This window comes from Edwardsiella sp. A.80236 (assembly GCF_044540725.1).
Taxonomy (GTDB): Bacteria; Pseudomonadota; Gammaproteobacteria; order Enterobacterales; family Enterobacteriaceae; genus Edwardsiella; species Edwardsiella tarda.
Window position 1 is genome coordinate 140,670 of the sequence record NZ_JBIUCY010000003.1, and the last position, 17,406, is coordinate 158,075.

10 protein-coding genes are annotated in these 17,406 nt (G+C 59.8%); 4 read left to right on the forward strand and 6 right to left on the reverse strand.

The features are described 5' to 3' along the window. Window positions 1-39: 39 nt before the first annotated feature. Window positions 40-372 carry a multidrug efflux SMR transporter gene (locus tag ACEQFP_RS04540; RefSeq protein WP_005285893.1) on the reverse strand — a complete coding sequence of 111 codons (333 nt, stop codon included), beginning with the start codon at window positions 370-372 and terminating at the stop codon, window positions 40-42. A 193-nt stretch (window positions 373-565) separates the two neighbouring features. Here ACEQFP_RS04540 and nifJ point away from each other — a divergent pair, with 193 nt between their 5' ends. Together nifJ and aegA are read left to right on the forward strand one after the other, a co-directional pair. Next, window positions 566-4,099: a pyruvate:ferredoxin (flavodoxin) oxidoreductase gene (nifJ, locus tag ACEQFP_RS04545; RefSeq protein ID WP_370547523.1), complete on the forward strand. Its 3,534-nt coding sequence runs from the start codon at window positions 566-568 to the stop codon at window positions 4,097-4,099. Window positions 4,100-4,441: 342 nt separating this feature from the next. After that, a complete protein-coding gene (gene aegA, locus ACEQFP_RS04550) occupies window positions 4,442-6,481 on the forward strand; it encodes a formate-dependent uric acid utilization protein AegA (protein WP_005293682.1) in 2,040 nt (679 codons plus the stop codon). A 66-nt stretch (window positions 6,482-6,547) separates the two neighbouring features. On the opposite strand, the gene ACEQFP_RS04555 is transcribed toward aegA, so the two are convergent. After that, window positions 6,548-6,913, reverse strand: a complete 366-nt coding sequence (locus ACEQFP_RS04555; RefSeq protein WP_005293679.1) for a DoxX family protein — start codon at window positions 6,911-6,913, stop codon at window positions 6,548-6,550. A gap of 293 nt (window positions 6,914-7,206) precedes the next feature. On the opposite strand from ACEQFP_RS04555, the gene ttcA reads away from it, so the two are divergent. Next, complete coding sequence (gene ttcA, locus ACEQFP_RS04560; protein ID WP_035596863.1) at window positions 7,207-8,142, forward strand: tRNA 2-thiocytidine(32) synthetase TtcA; 936 nt, start codon at window positions 7,207-7,209, stop codon at window positions 8,140-8,142. Between the two features lie 293 nt (window positions 8,143-8,435). Here the strand turns inward: ttcA and zntB are convergent, their stop codons facing one another. The 3 genes from zntB to ACEQFP_RS04575 are packed head-to-tail and all read right to left on the reverse strand — an operon-like array spanning window position 8,436 to window position 12,939. Further along, entirely contained in the window at window positions 8,436-9,428 is a 993-nt protein-coding gene (gene zntB, locus ACEQFP_RS04565) for a zinc transporter ZntB (RefSeq protein WP_035596860.1), read from the reverse strand. A gap of 36 nt (window positions 9,429-9,464) precedes the next feature. Then, window positions 9,465-9,887, reverse strand: a complete 423-nt coding sequence (locus tag ACEQFP_RS04570) for a hotdog fold thioesterase (protein WP_005285869.1) — start codon at window positions 9,885-9,887, stop codon at window positions 9,465-9,467. Next, the gene (locus ACEQFP_RS04575; RefSeq protein WP_370547525.1) at window positions 9,850-12,939 is read right to left on the reverse strand and encodes an FAD-binding and (Fe-S)-binding domain-containing protein; all 3,090 of its coding nucleotides are present in this window, start codon (window positions 12,937-12,939) and stop codon (window positions 9,850-9,852) included. Before ACEQFP_RS04575 ends, ACEQFP_RS04570 begins: the two co-directional genes overlap by 38 nt. A gap of 321 nt (window positions 12,940-13,260) precedes the next feature. Here ACEQFP_RS04575 and ydiK point away from each other — a divergent pair, with 321 nt between their 5' ends. After that, on the forward strand, window positions 13,261-14,358 hold the full coding sequence (gene ydiK, locus ACEQFP_RS04580; protein WP_370547526.1) for an AI-2E family transporter YdiK: 1,098 nt from the start codon (window positions 13,261-13,263) through the stop codon (window positions 14,356-14,358). 444 nt (window positions 14,359-14,802) lie between these two features. Here ydiK and ppsA read toward each other — a convergent pair whose 3' ends face one another. Further along, window positions 14,803-17,178 carry a phosphoenolpyruvate synthase gene (ppsA, locus tag ACEQFP_RS04585; RefSeq protein ID WP_370547527.1) on the reverse strand — a complete coding sequence of 792 codons (2,376 nt, stop codon included), beginning with the start codon at window positions 17,176-17,178 and terminating at the stop codon, window positions 14,803-14,805. Window positions 17,179-17,406: the final 228 nt, after the last annotated feature.

Consider the following 17,406-nt stretch of genomic DNA (forward strand, 5'->3'; position numbering starts at 1 on the left):
GGCCTCTCTTCCCCCGCCCAGGTGATGACAGAATGTAATTTAGTGTGCCGAGGTGTGGGAAAAGAGATTAATGACCGCGACGCCGGCAATGATCAACGCCATGCCCAACAGCGCGGCCCAATCGAGCGTCTGCTGATACAACCAGTAGGCGGCTAACGATACCAGCACGATGCCCATACCGGACCAGATGGCATAGGCCACCCCCAGAGGAATCGTCTTGACTACCTGAGAAAGTCCCCAAAAAGCAATGCCATAGCCAGCAACGACCAGTAAACTTGGCCCCAGCTTGGTGAATCCCTCGGTCGCCTTGAGGGCCGTGGTCGCGATCACTTCGGCGCCGATCGCCATCGCCAGATAGACATATCCGTTCATTTATTCATCCTTTGAATATATATAGCCGGCGCAATTCTAGCCGCCTCCCGCAGCGACGACAATCCACACGCCGACACATTCGTTCATTCCCTCCGCCGACAACTATTTGCCATAAAACTGATAAGAGGCTGAAATCGCGTTTGCTAGAATTTCGTTAATAACAAAATCACACTGTGAGCCAAAGGTAACCTTAATGATCACCATTGATGGTAACAGCGCAGTGGCATCCGTGGCCTACCGGCTGAGCGAAGTCATTGCTATCTATCCGATTACCCCCAGTTCCAGCATGGCTGAGCAAGCCTCCGCCTGGTCGGCGGATGGGCGTCACAACCTATGGGGCGATATCCCGCGCGTGGTAGAGATGCAGTCGGAGGGAGGCGCCATCGCCGCCGTACACGGCGCGCTACAGAGCGGCACACTGGCCACCAGCTTTACCTCCTCGCAGGGATTGCTGCTGATGATCCCCACCCTGTATAAGCTGGCGGGGGAGCTGACGCCCTTCGTCCTCCATGTCGCCGCCCGCACCGTCGCCACGCATGCGCTCTCCATCTTTGGCGATCACTCCGATGTGATGGCAGTGCGCCAGACCGGTTGCGCCATGCTATGCGCCGCCAGTGTGCAAGAGGCGCAAGACTTCGCCCTGATCGCCCACATCGCCTCGCTGAACAGCCGGCTGCCGTTTATCCATTTCTTCGACGGCTTCCGCACCTCACACGAGATCAACAAGATCGTGCCGCTGGCGGATGAGACGCTGCGTGACCTGCTGCCGCAGGCGGCCATCGAGGCCCACCGCGCCCGCGCCCTTACCCCCGACCATCCGGTGATCCGCGGTACTTCGGCCAACCCCGACACCTATTTCCAGGCGCGCGAGGCGGCCAACCCCTGGTATGACGCCGCCTATGACCATGTCGCCGCGGCGATGGATGCCTTTGCCGAACACAGTGGACGGCGTTATCAGCCCTTCGAATACTACGGTCATCCCCAAGCGACCCGGGTGATCATCGTCATGGGCTCGGCCTGTGGCACCTGCTGCGAGCTGTGCGATATGCTACTGGCACGCGGTGAACGGGTCGGGGTGCTCAAGGTCCGTCTCTATCGTCCCTTCTCCGCGCGCCATCTGCTCGCCGCGCTGCCCAACAGTGTCGAACGCATCGCCGTGCTCGATCGTACCAAGGAGCCGGGCGCGTTAGGCGAGCCGCTCTATCTGGATATCATTGCCGCGCTGGCGCAAGCCGTCAGCCAGGGGGAACGCGCCTCGCTACCGCGGGTGATCGGCGGACGTTACGGCCTCTCCTCCAAGGAGTTCGGGCCCGACTGTGCCCTGGCGGTCTTCGACGAGTTGGCCGCTCCCGAACCGAAAGCGCGTTTTACCGTCGGCATCAACGACGATGTCAGCCAACTCTCCCTGACGCGCCAGGCGGACGTTCGTCCGGTCACCAATCGTCTGGAGGCCCTGTTCTATGGTCTGGGCAGCGATGGCACCGTCTCGGCGGCCAAGAATAACATCAAGATCATCGGCAACAGCACGCCGCTCTATGCCCAAGGCTACTTCGTCTATGATTCCAAGAAGGCGGGCGGCCTGACCGTCTCCCATCTGCGGGTACGAGAAACGCCTATCCACTCCGCCTACCTCGTGGATCAGGCCGACTTTATTGGCTGCCATCAATGGCAGTTTATCGAACGTTATCAGATGGTCGAGCGGCTGCGCCCCGGCGGGATCTTCTTACTCAACACCCCCTATTCCGCCAGCGAGATCTGGGCGCAATTGCCGCAAGAGGTACAAGCACTGCTGAATGCGCGCCGCGCGCGTTTCTACATCATCAATGCCGCCCGCATCGCGCGCGAGTGTCAACTCGGCGCCCGTATCAATACCGTGATGCAGATGGCCTTCCTCCATCTCAGCGCGCTGATCCCCGAGGGCGGCGCGTTGCCGTTGCTGCAAGACGCCATCGCGCGTAGCTACGCCAGCAAGGGACAAGAGATCGTCGAGCGCAACTGGCAGTCGCTGACCATGGCACAAGAGGCCCTGCATGCCATACCGTTACGCCCGGTCGATCCCACCAGCCCGCGCCGGCCACCGATCGTCTCCGATCAGGCCCCGGATTTCGTCAAGACGGTGACGGCGACCATGCTGGCCGGCCTCGGCGACACCCTGCCTGTCTCGGCCTTCCCGCCGGACGGCACCTGGCCCGTGGGTACCACGCGCTGGGAGAAACGCAATATCGCCGACGCGATTCCCATCTGGCAGCCCACACTCTGCACCCAGTGCAACCATTGTGTCGCCGCCTGCCCACACGCGGCGATCCGCGCCAAGGTGGTCGATCCGGCCGCGTTAACCGACGCCCCCGATACCCTCGCCAGCCTGGAAGTCAGATCGCGTGATATGCGTGGCCAACGCTATGTGCTACAGGTCGCCCCGGAGGATTGCACCGGCTGTAACCTGTGTGTCACGGTCTGCCCAGCCGCCGATCGCCAAGATCCCAGCATCAAAGCGATCAACATGCAGCCACGCCTGGCGCATCTGGCGACCGAGCGCGCTAACTATGATGCCTTCCTCGCCCTACCGGAGATCGATCGCCGTCGTCTGGAGCGCATCGACATCCGCACTTCACAGCTGATTTCGCCCCTGTTCGAGTACTCGGGCGCCTGTTCCGGCTGTGGCGAGACGCCATACATCAAGTTGCTGACACAGTTGTTCGGCGATCGCATGTTGATCGCCAACGCCACCGGCTGCTCCTCCATCTACGGCGGCAACCTGCCCACGACGCCTTACACCACCGATACCCATGGGCGCGGACCGGCCTGGGCCAACTCGTTGTTCGAGGATAACGCCGAATTTGGTCTCGGTTTCCGTCTGAGCACCAGCCAACACCGCCAACGGGCACTGCGCCTACTCGACGGGTTAGGTGATCGTCTGCCTGAGACATTGACGCACGCCTTGGCTCAGCCGGAGGCAGATATCGACACACGGCGTCAACAGGTCGCGGCCCTGCGTGATGCCCTCGCCGAGATCGATACGGCGCAGGCTCGTGAGTTGGCGCGCGACGCCGATGCGTTGGTAGAGAAATCCATTTGGCTGATCGGCGGCGATGGCTGGGCTTATGACATCGGTTTCGGCGGCTTGGATCACGTACTCAGCCTGACGGAAAACGTCAACGTGCTGGTACTCGATACCCAGTGTTACTCCAATACCGGTGGACAGCAGTCGAAGGCGACGCCATTGGCGGCAGTCACCAAGTTTGGTGAGCATGGTAAACGCAAGGCCCGCAAGGATCTCGGCATTAGCATGATGATGTACGGACATGTCTATGTGGCACAGATTTCGCTGGGCGCCCAGCTCAACCAAACCGTCAAGGCGTTGCAGGAGGCGGAGGCCTACCCTGGGCCATCGCTGATTATCGCCTATAGCCCCTGCGAGGAGCATGGCTACGATCTGGCCGACAGCCACGAGCAGATGAAGCGACTCACCGCCAATGGTTTCTGGCCCTTGTACCGCTTCGATCCGCGACGTCCCGCCAGCGGTAAGGCCGCCCTGGCCCTCGACTCGCGTCCGCCGAGCGGTGATCTGGCTCAGACCCTGCTGGCTGAGCAGCGCTTCCGCCGCCTGAATAGCCAAGATCCGCAACAGGCGCAGGCGTTGTACCTTGAGGCGGCCGAGAACTTACGCCAACGTTTCGCCTTCCTCAGCCGTCTAGCCAGCCAAAACGACGATAACTCTGCTGAATGACCCATGGCGCTATCCTACGGGGTAGCGCCATTTTACCTCTTGGCTACATTTCTCGCGGCGATTATCACTTTGTACACAATAAAAACTCATTCTGTGTCACTGTGATAATCGTGATACAACAAAAAAAAGCTTCACAACAAATTAATTTGCATGCTTCTCTTGATGCAACGCATCATTTCCCCATTTTTAGCGATTTTTTAATCAGTTCATAACAAAAACTGTGATACATTGCGCAGCCGTCAGGTTTCCTTACCTTTAATAAGGATTTCCCCTACATTTGTGCACGCGATGTGCATATATCCCAAACATGTTTTCTCCTTTTCGTCTTTGGGTGAGGTCGTTATGAATCGTTTTGTCATCGCCGATGCTAACAACTGCATCGGTTGTCGTAGCTGTGAGATCGCCTGCGTAATGGCCCACAATCACGGCGAGCATGTTCTCACTGCGGCGCAGTTCCAGCCGCGCATCCACGTCATCAAACGCGAAAACCGCAGCACGGCACTCCTCTGCCGCCACTGTGAAGATGCTCCCTGCGCCAGCGTATGTCCCAACGGCGCCATCGAGAAACGTAACGACAGCATCCAGGTCAAGCAAGAGAAGTGTATCGGTTGCAAAACCTGCGTCGTGGCTTGCCCATTCGGCGCCATCGAAGTGATCACCCAGGCCGATCCGCGCAGCAACCATCCCGACAGCGTGCGCGCCAATGCTCATAAGTGCGATCTGTGTGACGAGGTGGCCGAATCGCCCTCCTGTGTCGCCGCCTGCCCGAGTAATGCCCTGCAACTGATCGATGAGGCCTTGCTCAACCAGCTACGCCAACAACGCCAATTGCGGGCCGTATTTAACGAACAGGCCGGGCGCCTGTTCAATGGCAGCGCCAACGCCGATGCGCAGGCCATCAGCCTCGCCGCTCCCGGTACTGGCAGTAAGGTCGGCCAGTTGCGCCAGACGCCTCCGCGCCAAGATCCGGTGAAGATCGCGCTGGCGATCCGCAAAACGCAATTCGATGAGATCTACCCCACCTTCAGCCGCGAACAGGCGCAGGGGCAAAGCGAACGCTGCCTAGCCTGCGGCACCCACAGCGTCTGCGAGTGGACCTGCCCACTGCACAACCATATTCCGCACTGGATCCGCCTGGTTAAAGAGGGGCGTATCTTGGAGGCGGTAGAATTATCGCACCAGACCAACTGCCTACCGGAAGTCACCGGGCGTGTATGCCCGCAGGATCGCCTGTGTGAGGGGGCCTGTACCCTGGGTAAGGAGTATGGTGCCATGACCATCGGCAACATCGAGCGCTACATTAGCGATACCGCCTTCGCCCTCGGCTGGCGTCCCGATCTCTCCTATGTCAAACCGGTCGATCGCCGCGTGGCCATCGTCGGTGCCGGACCGGCCGGTCTGGCTTGCGCCGATGTGCTGGCGCGTAACGGCATCCAGGCGGTAGTCTTCGACCGCCACCCGGAGATCGGCGGCCTACTGACCTTCGGGATCCCGGCCTTCAAGCTGGATAAGCGCATCCTGGCGCGTCGGCGTGAGATCTTCAGCGCCATGGGCATCGAGTTCCGCCTGAATACCGAGGTGGGACGCGACGTGACCCTGGAGCAATTGTTGGCCGACTTCGACGCCGTATTTATCGGTGCCGGGACCTATACCTCGATGCAAGCCGGCATCGAAAACGAGCAGGCGCCAGGTGTCTATGACGCCCTGCCGTTCCTGATCGCCAACACCAAGCAAGTGATGGGGCTGGCGCACAGCGACGACTATCCGTACATCAGCATGGAAGGCAAACAGGTGGTGGTGCTGGGAGGCGGCGATACCGCGATGGATTGTGTGCGCACCTCGATTCGCCAAGGGGCTACCCGGGTGACCTGCGCCTATCGCCGCGACGAGGCCAACATGCCGGGCTCGAAGAAAGAGGTCAAGAATGCGCGTGAAGAGGGAGTGGAGTTTGAATTTAACGTCCAGCCGCTCTCCATCGCCATCGACGATCAGGGCAAGGTATGCGGCATTCATATGTTACGCACCGCGCTAGGTGAGCCGGACGCCGCCGGGCGCCGCCGTCCCAAGCCGATCCCGGGCTCCGAATTCCTGATGCCGGCGGACGCCGTCGTCATCGCCTTCGGTTTCACCCCCCATCCGATGCCGTGGCTGGAGGCGCAAGGCGTGAAGCTCGACCGCGCCGGGCGCATCATCGCCCGCGTGGATAGCGCCATCCCCTACCAGACCACAAACCCACGCATCTTCGCCGGTGGCGACGCGGTACGTGGCGCCGATCTGGTGGTCACCGCCATCGCCGAAGGGCGCCATGCCGCCGATGGTATGATGCGTTACTTCGGCGTCGAAGCGCAGCGTCCGCGTATTCGTCTGGAAGAGATCGCCTAAACGTGTCTCACCCCTGCCCGCCGCCCGGCGGGCAGGATCACATGCATCACCTGAGAGACGACGCCGCTATCTCAATCGGCGTGAGTCGGCCATCCTGTTGACATCGCCCCCACCGGGCCGCCATACCACTAACGCTAACGCCAGCAGCAGTAACGCCGCCAACACGGCCATTCCCCCTTCGGCATGCCGCAGATGGGTCTGCAACGCACCGAGCATCAGGAGTATCAACCCCCCGGCCGCCACTCGGCGCAGGGAGGGTAAGGGCAACAGCACGCCAATGGCCCCGGCGCACTCCGCCAGGCCGACCACATACATAAACCCGATGGCGTAACCCCAGCGCTCGAACGCCGCCACCTCAAACGGCAACGCCATCAGCTTGGCCACGCCAGAGAGCAGAAAAATTACCGCCAAGATCGCGCGCAACGCTCGCATCATTCGCTCCTCAATTTTGTATTGATTGATACAAAATAGAGTATGCCGCGCAAGAAAGCAAGTCACCGCTCACACGACGCCATGCCACCCATGACACCGCCAACCTGCCCCCATGATGGGGGAAGCGGCGCGACATCACGGCTCGCCAGGCGCGCAGGCACAATTCTTGCTGGCATTCGGCGCCGTAATCCGTACCATACACGCCACGCCGTCCTCGATGACTGCCCCTTATTCGCGCGACAGCGCCCGCCGCGCTGCCGTCACCCCTTTGTTTATGCCGGGTAACAGAAACGATGTCAGAGATGCAAGAGATCAGCAAAAAAGAGCAATACAACCTGAACAAGTTGCAGAAGCGCCTGCGCCGCTGCGTCGGTGAGGCGATCGCCGACTTCAATATGATCGAGGAAGGCGATCGCGTCATGGTTTGCCTGTCCGGCGGGAAAGACAGCTACACCATGCTGGAGATCCTGCGCAACCTGCAGCAGAGTGCTCCGGTCGACTTTACCCTGGTGGCGGTCAACCTCGACCAGAAACAACCCGGCTTCCCCGAAACCGTACTGCCCGCCTACCTCGACGCCCAAGGCATCGAATACCGCATCGTCGAGGAGGATACCTATGGCATCGTCAAGGAGAAGATCCCCGAGGGGAAAACCACCTGCTCCCTCTGCTCTCGCCTGCGCCGCGGCATCCTCTATCGCACCGCCACTGAGCTAAACTGTAATAAAATCGCCCTCGGCCACCATCGCGACGATATGCTGGAAACCCTGTTCCTCAACATGTTCTACGGCGGCAAGCTAAAGGGGATGCCCCCCAAATTGATGAGCGACGACGGCCAGCACATCGTCATTCGTCCGCTGGCTTACTGCCGCGAAAAAGATATCGAACGCTTCGCCAGTGCCAAGGCCTTCCCGATCATCCCCTGCAACCTGTGCGGCTCACAGCCTAACCTGCAACGTCAGGTGATCAAGGAGATGCTGCGTGACTGGGACAAGCGTTATCCCGGACGCATCGAAACCATGTTCCGCGCCATGCAGAACGTCGTGCCGTCGCATCTGGCCGACGGCGCATTGTTTGACTTCAAGAGCCTGCAACAGGGCGGCGAGGTGATCGATGGCGGCGACCTGGCCTTCGATCGTCAAAGCATCCCGCTGCAGCCCGTCGGCCTGAATGACGGTGACGAGCCGACGCAGGACGCCGCGTTGCGCCTGGATGTGGTGGAGGTGAAGTAAGCGGCCAGAGGGGCGTCACGGCGCCCTTCATCCCCATAGAGCGGGACGATAGGCAAAAAAAATGCCGGTGATCACCGGCATACGACGAATTAAATTGTGCTATGCAATAATTCAAAATTAGGAAGTAAGACAATATGGAGCGCAACGCCCATCGCTTGACGTTGCATTCACCTGCGAAATGAAGTCTGCCCTACCCATTATGAGTAAAGTTTGATATTGCTCAATTTCCTTTGCGCTTTTGCTCACCGGCCCCATGAAGTTTGACACGTCACAAAGATTGCCGGCCCGCGCCATTACAACCATTTACTGCGTTTTAACCATAAAGCAACGCAGGTTGCCAAAATCAGTAGCAATAAACAAAACAGCATAAAAGCCAGCGGCGACGCGTTACCGGGGATGCCGCCCAGATTGACGCCGAACAGCCCGGTTAAAAACGTCGCTGGCAGGAACAGCATCGCCAGTAACGACATGGTATAGGTGCGGCGATTAAGCGCATCCGCCACCAACGAGGCGATTTCATCGGCCAACAACGCAGTACGGGCGATACAACTGTCCAGATCTTCCAGTCCCCGCCCCAGGCGATCGGCGATATCCTGTAACCGGCGGCGATCATCATCCGTTAACCAGGGGAGCCGTTCGATCGCCAGCCGCGCCAAGACATCGCGTTGCGGCGCCAGGTAACGGCGCATCACGATCAACTGTTTACGCAACTGAGCCAACTCACCACGCGGCGGTAGTTGCTGATCCAGCAGGCTATCCTCCATGTCGATGATGCGATCGTGCAGGGTGTCGATGGCCTCGCTTACCTGATCCACCAGCGCATCGGCGATCGCCACCAGCAAACCGCTGGTATCATCGGCCCCTAAGTTCCCCAAGAGGTCGCCACGCACCGCCTCCAGCACCGCGCTCTGGCGCTGCCCCGAGGTTAACAACAAGGTTCCGGTCGCATAGATGCGGATCACCACCCAGTGCGACACCGCCGCCGGGCTGGCCAACTCGATACTGCGCAGAGTGAGCAGCGCCCCCTCCCCCTGACGTGTCATGCGGGGCCGTAGGCTCTCGCCCGATAGACTCTGGCGCAGCGTCTCCGGCACCAGCGGTGTCGCCGCCAACCAGTGACGGCTCTCGGCATCGTTGGCGTCGAGGTGTAGCCAGGCCGGATGTGATATGGCGAGCGGCGCCGCGACGGTCAACGGCAGACAGCCCCCCTCACCATTCAGTTGCAAGGCATACACCGCCCGCGTCAACGGCAAGGATGTCGCGTCGATCGGCTGGTTCTCTGTCATCTCGTCTCTCCCCGAGGTTTATCGCATAGCTACCGCTCAGCGTCGTCCATCCAGGAGTGCCGTGGTCAGGCGCGAGGTGCAGCACAGCCGCCCACGCTCGTCGCGGATCTCGATCTGCCACACCTGATGGCTGCGTCCCAGATGCAACGCTCGGCAGATGCCATGCACCACACCGCTGCGCACGGCGCGCAGATGGTTGGCGTTGATCTCCAACCCCACCACCTGCTGCTCCCCCTCACTGCACAGGTAACCGGCCAACGATCCCAACGTCTCCGCCAGCACCACCGAGGCACCGCCATGCAGCAGCCCGAAAGGCTGGCGAGTCCGCTCATCCACCGGCATGCTGCCCTCTAGGGTATCCTCCCCCATCCGGGTGATCGTGATCCCCAGATGGCCGACCATACAGGTCGCGCCCGCCTGATTAAGCTGTTCCAGTGTCAGCGTGCGTTTCCAAATCATGACTTATCTCCAGTAAGGCCTGAACCGGATGGCGTAACGCCACCCCCTGTTGGCGCAGCACCTGCCCGCGACAGGAATACCCCGTGGCCAAGCAGCGTTCCGCAGGCCGCTCCGCCAGCATCGGTTGCCAGGACAACGCATAGATGCCGCGCGATGCCGCCTGATTGGGCATCTCATGGCCATAGGTTCCCGCCATGCCGCAACATCCCACGCGAACCGATTCCAGACGCGCGCCGAGGCGCGCGAACACCTGCTGCCATTGGTTGATACTGACCGGCTCGGCGCAGCTTTCGGTACAGTGCGCGAACAGATACCAAGGTCTTGCCGACGTCGCCGACGCGGCGGGTGACGCCGGCAGGACCTGCGCCAACCACTCTTGGATCAGTTGGACGTGAAAATCGCCACGCTGTTCACCAAGAATAGTTTTATATTCATCGCGATAGCATAACACCATCGCCGGATCGACGCCTACTAGCGGTATTCCCAGGCGAGCGACCCGATTGAGAAACTCGGCCCCATGGCGTGCCGTACGCGCGAAGCGCTGCAGGAATCCCTTGATATGTTGCGCCTTGCCGTTCGGGACGAAGGGCAACAGTTGAGCCTGGAAGCCTAGGCGATCACACAGGCGGATCAACGCCTCGACCACCTGCGCATCGTAATAACTGGTGAATGGGTCCTGTACGATCAAGACCCGCCGCGCCCGCGCCGCCGCGTCCAATCCCTCCAGCGCTTCCAGCGACGTTATCAATGCCGGATGACCGGCCAAGGCCTGACGCAACGTCGGCGTCGAGAGCTGCGGCAAATCGGTCATGCCGATGGTTCGTTCGCTGAGACGTGCCGTTAACGGCTGACGTAGGAAGAAATTAAACAGGCGCGGGGCGCGCGCCAGCCAGGGGGTATAACTCTCCACATTCGCCACCAGATGGTCACGCAGCGGGCGCAGATAACGGCTATGGTAGAGTTGCAGGAAACGGGCGCGGAAGTCGGGCACATCGATCTTGATCGGGCACTGGCTAGAACACGCCTTACAGGCCAGACAACCGGCCATCGCCGCCTTCACCTCGTGCGAGAAGTCATACTCGCCGCGATGCGCTCGCCAACTGTGGCGCGTCCGGGCGATCAGTCCGCGCAACGAAGCCGTAGCGCCCAGCGCCGCCTCCAGGCGCAAGGGATCGACGCCTTGCTCCGCCAAGAGGCGTAACCATTCACGCACCAAGGCGGCACGCCCCTTGGGCGAGTGGATACGGTCGCCACTGAGTTTCATCGATGGGCACATCGGGCTGTACCGATCGAAATTGAAACAGAGTCCGTTACCATTACACTCCAGCGCGCCGCGATACGCGCTGCGCACCGCCAGCGGGATCTGGCGATCGAAGGTGCCACGTTTCACCGCATCCACCTGCTTCATCGGCGTATCACACGCCAACGGCGGGCAGATCTTACCGGGATTGAGGCGATTATCGGCATCGAACAGCGTCTTGATGCGGCGTAGCTCGTGATACAACGCCTCGCCGAAGAACGCCGGGCTGTATTGGGCACGGAATCCCTTACCATGCTCCCCCCACAACAGGCCGCCATACTTCGCCGTCAACGCCACGACCGCGTCGGAGATCTCGCCGACCAACGCTTCGTGTTGCGGATTACACATGTCTAACGCTGGCCGCACATGCAGGACCCCGGCGTCAACATGACCGAACATGCCATAACTGAGCTGATGGGCATCGAGCAGGGCACGAAACTCGGCGATATAGTCCGCCAGATGCTGTGGCGGCACACAGGTATCCTCGACGAAGGGAATCGGCTTGGCCGCGCCTTTGGCGTTGCCCAGTAAGCCGACCGCCTTCTTGCGCATGGCGTAGATACGCTCGATACTCTCGCCGTCGCGACAACATTGGTAGCCGATGACGCCCGCCTCGCCGGCGCTGGCCAACTCCTCAAGCTGCTGACAGAGCGCCGCCACACGCGCCTCGATCTGTGCCTCATCCTCACCGGCAAACTCGACGATATTCAACCCTTGCAACGGACGCGTCGGGCTGTCGTCGATCAGATCGCGTACCGCGTGCCAGATGATATCCTGGCGTGCCAGATCCAACACCCGCGAATCCACAGTCTCCACCGACAGGGCGCTGGCCTCCAACATCAGTGGCGCGTTACGCAACGCCGCATCGAAGCTGTCATACTTCACATTCACCAGGCGGCGAACACGCGGTAACCGCGTGATATGCAGACGCGCCTCGGTCACGAAGGCCAGCGTCCCCTCCGAACCGGCTAACAGGCGCGAGAGATCGAAGGTCTGGAGATCATCGCTCAATACATGACGGAGATCGTATCCCGTCAAGAAGCGATTGAGCGGCGGAAACTTTTCGACGATCGCCTCACGCTGGCCGAGGCAGGTCTCCAGCACCCCGCGATAGATCGCGCCGATGCGCCCCCCCTGCTGTGCCAGATGCTGCGCCAGGCGAGTCGGCATCGGGGCGCTGTCGAGGATCTCGCCCCCCAGCAACACGCTGCGCAGCCCTTGAATATGGTCAGAGGTTTTGCCATAGACACGCGAACCCTGCCCGCAGGCATCGGTGTTAATCATTCCCCCCAAGGTGGCACGGTTGCTGGTGGAGAGCTCGGGCGCAAAGAAGTAGCCATACGGTTTGAGACAGGCGTTCAACTGATCCTTGATCACCCCCGCCTCGACCCGTACCCATCCCTCCTGAGGATTGATCTCCAGAATGCGCTGCATATGACGCGACATGTCCACCACTACCCCAGCGTTCAACGCCTGACCATTGGTGCCGGTTCCACCGCCACGCGGCGTAAAATTGAGTGAACGAAACACCGTCTCCGCCGCGAGGCGCGCGATCAGCACCACATCGGCCGTCGAACGCGGGAACAGTAATGCGTCCGGTAATTGCTGGTAAATACTGTTGTCCGTCGCCATGCTCAAACGCGCCGCGTAGCACGTGTCGCATTCGCCGGTAAACCCCTGCTCGGTCAATTGCTGAATGAATGCCATCACCGTCGGGTCGAGGCCCGGCGGCTGAGAAAGCTGTGGGATCATGCGCGTGAATCCTGTCCATAGAGTAATACTGTGCAGGCATCGGCCCACACCCCGGCGCACGCCTTATCGTTTGATTCTCCGTGCGCTGCCCAATCCATCCTCCGCCCCGGCAGCAATAGCCCCGGCCTGGCTGCACGCCGCTCGTCATGAGGGGTTTCACCAATAGGCGAACATTCAAGCTATCATAAAAGCGGCAACGGTGAAATTTTCCTCGCCTCGGCCAGAACCACAGAAAGATCCGCGTGCGGGACTTGGGTTTTCTCTCTATTCTGCGCATCATAGGCATCGCGCACGGTACTGCGCACAATCTGGATGGAGTCTATGGATAAGCCACAAGCGAAGTATGATCTGGCCCGGATTATTTTCGGGTCACTGTTTATTGCCCTGCTGCTCATCTCCTGCCTGTGGGTGGTGCAGCCCTTTATTCTGGGCTTCACCTGGGCCAGCATGGTGGTCATCGCCACCTGGCCGGTCTTGGTGTGGCTACAACGCCACCTCTGGGGAAAGCGTTGGTTGGCCGTGTTATTGATGACGCTGTTACTGTTACTGCTGTTTGTCATTCCGATCGGGATGGTGATCGCCAGTCTGATCACGAATGCCGGGCCGATCCTCGACTGGGCGGCTAATGCGCGTAACTGGCAGATGCCGCAGCTAGAGTGGCTCCAGACGCTGCCGCTTGTCGGTGAAAAGCTGTATGCCAGTTGGCATGGGCTGATGAGTGAAGGCGCCTTAATGGCGAAGATCCAGCCCTACATCGGCCAAGCGATCACCTGGTTTGTCACCCAGGCCGCCCATGTCGGCGGTTTCTTCCTGCACTGTTCACTGATGCTGCTATTTAGCGCGCTGCTGTATAGCCGTGGCGAGAATGTCGCGCTGGGGATCCGCCACTTCGCCATCCGACTGGCTGCCGAACGCGGCGATGCGGCGGTGATCCTCGGTGGTCAGGCCATTCGCGCCGTAGCCTTAGGGGTAGTGGTAACGGCCTTGGCTCAGTCGCTGTTAGCGGGGATTGGTCTCGCCGTCAGCGGTATCCACTATGCGGTGTTATTGACCGTGGTCATGTTTGTCTGCTGCCTGGCGCAACTCGGGCCACTACTGGTGCTGTTACCGGCAGTCGGCTGGCTCTATTGGAGCGGCGATACCACCTGGGGGACATTATTGTTGGTATGGAGCGGCGTGGTTGGCACCATGGATAACGTCCTGCGCCCCGCCTTGATCCGTATGGGGGCCGATCTACCGATGCTCTTAGTGCTCTCCGGTGTTATCGGTGGCCTATTAGCCTTTGGTATGATCGGGTTGTTTATCGGACCGGTGGTATTAGCGGTCTCCTACCGCCTGGTTTCGGCCTGGGTCAACGAGGCCCCCCCACCAGTAAAAGACGCGCGGCAACTCAGCGACGAACTGGAAAAATTACGTTAATTCATCTGAACCATAATATCCGCCCAGAAATGGGCGGATATTTACCCATAGCCAAATGTGATTATTTAATAACGCCTCACCCTTAATCTGTACATATTGCTTTCCTATTCACTGACTATAAAGATTCTGACTTACTTATTTTTTATAAGTTAACTATCGTCATAGTAATAAATTAGATATATAATCCGCTGCGGTAACGTATCCCGGCGGTATAGACCAATAGCAGACCACAAGCCGCCCGTTCCCCCGAATCTCGAAATACGCCACGGCATGGTTGCCGCGCGCCGGATTTCGTCCCCTATTGCTGTGTGTAGTCTTTGCCCATCATCTCGGTGGGCTTTTTTTTACCTCATGCGACAAACCATCCGGCTTATTTTTGACCCAGAAACGGACAAAAAAAACGGCCGCCGAGCGACCGTCTCCATTTAATCTAATACGATTAGCTTATTCTTCGGCCAAATTAATCCAGGTCTGTACCACCGTATCGGGATTTAATGACAGGCTGTCGATTCCCTGCTCCATCAACCAGCGAGCGAAGTCCTGATGATCCGACGGCCCTTGGCCACAGATCCCCACATACTTACCCTGCGCCTTAGCGCTACGGATCGCCATCGCCAGCAACGCCTTCACCGCCGCATTGCGCTCATCGAATAGCTCGGACACCACGCCGGAGTCACGATCCAAGCCCAGCGTCAACTGCGTCATATCGTTCGAGCCGATCGAGAAACCGTCGAAATGTGCCAGGAAATCGTCGGCCAGCAAGGCGTTAGAGGGGATCTCACACATCATGATCACCTTCAGGCCGTTTTCCCCACGGCGTAACCCCTCGTGGGCCAGCTGCGCGACCACCGCCTGCGCCTGCTCCACCGTACGCACAAATGGAATCATCACTTCGACGTTGGTCAGCCCCATCTCGTTGCGTACCCGCTTAATCGCCGCACACTCCAATGCGAAACAGGGAGCAAAGCTCTCCGCCACGTAGCGCCCGGCGCCGCGGAAGCCCAACATCGGGTTCTCCTCGTGCGGCTCATAACGCTCACCGCCGATCAGATTGGCATACTCGTTGGATTTGAAGTCAGACAGGCGCACGATCACCCGCTTCGGCCAGAACGCCGCCGCCAGCGTCGCGATGCCCTCCGTCAGACGCCCTACATAGAACTCCACCGGATCATCGAATCCCTGCATCAGCTGGCGGATCTCCGCCTGTACCGCCGGCTCCTGACGATCGAACTCCAACAAGGCGCGCGGATGCACCCCGATCATGCGGTTAATGATAAACTCCAGGCGAGCCAAGCCAACCCCTTCATTCGGTAGGCGGGCAAAGTCGAAGGCGCGATCCGGATTCCCAACGTTCATCATGATCTTCAAGGGCAACGCCGGCATCTGATCGACCTGTGAACTCTGTATCTGGAAATCGAGGCATTCACGGTAAACGTATCCGGTGTCCCCTTCGGCACAGGAGACGGTGACCAGATCCCCCTCCTGCAAGCGCTCGGTAGCATCGCCGCAACCGACTACCGCCGGGATACCCAGTTCGCGGGCGATGATCGCCGCGTGACAGGTCCGTCCGCCGCGATTGGTGACGATCGCCGATGCCTTCTTCATAATCGGCTCCCAGTCGGGATCGGTCATGTCGGTGACCAACACATCGCCCGGTTCGATACGATGCATCTCGCTGATATCGGTGATCACCTTAACCGAACCGGCGCCGATACGGTGACCGATGGCTCGACCCTCCACCAGCACTTCGCCACGCCGGCTCAACTGATAACGCTCCATCACCTGCTCGTTCGCCCGCACCGTCTCCGGCCGCGCCTGTACGATATACAGCTTGCCACTGTGTCCATCCTTGGCCCATTCAATATCCATCGGCCGCCCATAATGCTGCTCGATCAGCAGGGCCTGACGCGCCAGCTGCTGCACCTCCTCATCGCTGAGGCTAAAACGCGCCGAGAGCGTCGCGGGCACCTCTTCGATACGTACCTGCTTGCCATGCTCCTGGCTGTCGGCATAGACCATGCGGATCTTCTTGGAACCCAGGGTACGGCGCACGATTGCCGGGCGCCCCGCCTGCAGCGTCGGCTTATGCACGTAGAACTCGTCGGGATTCACCGCCCCCTGTACCACCATCTCCCCCAAGCCGTAAGCCGAGGTAATGAAAACGACCTGATCGAAACCCGATTCGGTATCCAGCGTAAACATCACCCCAGAGGAGGCCAGATCGGAGCGCACCATCAACTGTACCCCGGCGGAAAGCGCCACGCCGCGGTGATCGTACCCCTGATGCACCCGGTAAGAGATGGCGCGATCGTTAAACAGTGAGGCGAAGACATGTTTCACCGCCGTCATCACCGCCTCAATACCCTGCACATTGAGGAAGGTCTCCTGCTGACCGGCAAAGGAGGCGTCGGGCATATCCTCTGCCGTCGCCGAAGAGCGTACGGCGAAGGAGGCGTGTGCATTATCGGCGGCGAGCGTCGTGTAAGCCTCACGGATCGCGTGCTCTAACGCCGACGGAAACGGGGTCTCCACCACCCAACGGCGGATCTGTGCGCCCGCGCGTGCCAGCGCATCGACATCGTCGATATCCGTCTGATCCAGCAGCGCGTAGATCCGCTGGTTAACGCCACTCTGCTCCAGAAAATCGTTAAACGCCTGAGCCGTCGTGGCGAAGCCATTCGGCACCGACACTCCCAGTTCAGACAAGTTGGTGATCATCTCCCCCAGGGAGGCGTTCTTACCGCCTACCCGATCGACATCGTGCATCCCGAGCTGGTTGTACCACACCACATGATGCAATTGCGCGCCATTACTAGACATCGAAGCAATCCTTTCTTTTTCAAAGCATGGGTTTCGGAAACATGACTCCGCCAAGGCGGTGTCGCCAGACTATCACACTGCACGCTCAGCCCAAGACAGGTGAATCGTTCCACCTGGCGCGGATTTTGACATTCTGCCAAATAGCGCACTTTTTTACTGATTCAAGCTGAAATCCGTCAGCTATTTTCGCCGATCGGCGCCCTTAGCTGACGCCGCTTGGTGCCGCCC

Coding starts and splice junctions, on each gene's coding strand:
- ACEQFP_RS04540 (WP_005285893.1), bottom strand. CDS start 372: ATGAACGGATATGTCTATCTGGCGATGGCGATCGGCGCCGAAGTGATC.
- nifJ (WP_370547523.1), top strand. CDS start 566: ATGATCACCATTGATGGTAACAGCGCAGTGGCATCCGTGGCCTACCGG.
- aegA (WP_005293682.1), top strand. CDS start 4,442: ATGAATCGTTTTGTCATCGCCGATGCTAACAACTGCATCGGTTGTCGT.
- ACEQFP_RS04555 (WP_005293679.1), bottom strand. CDS start 6,913: ATGCGAGCGTTGCGCGCGATCTTGGCGGTAATTTTTCTGCTCTCTGGC.
- ttcA (WP_035596863.1), top strand. CDS start 7,207: ATGTCAGAGATGCAAGAGATCAGCAAAAAAGAGCAATACAACCTGAAC.
- zntB (WP_035596860.1), bottom strand. CDS start 9,428: ATGACAGAGAACCAGCCGATCGACGCGACATCCTTGCCGTTGACGCGG.
- ACEQFP_RS04570 (WP_005285869.1), bottom strand. CDS start 9,887: ATGATTTGGAAACGCACGCTGACACTGGAACAGCTTAATCAGGCGGGC.
- ACEQFP_RS04575 (WP_370547525.1), bottom strand. CDS start 12,939: ATGATCCCACAGCTTTCTCAGCCGCCGGGCCTCGACCCGACGGTGATG.
- ydiK (WP_370547526.1), top strand. CDS start 13,261: ATGGATAAGCCACAAGCGAAGTATGATCTGGCCCGGATTATTTTCGGG.
- ppsA (WP_370547527.1), bottom strand. CDS start 17,178: ATGTCTAGTAATGGCGCGCAATTGCATCATGTGGTGTGGTACAACCAG.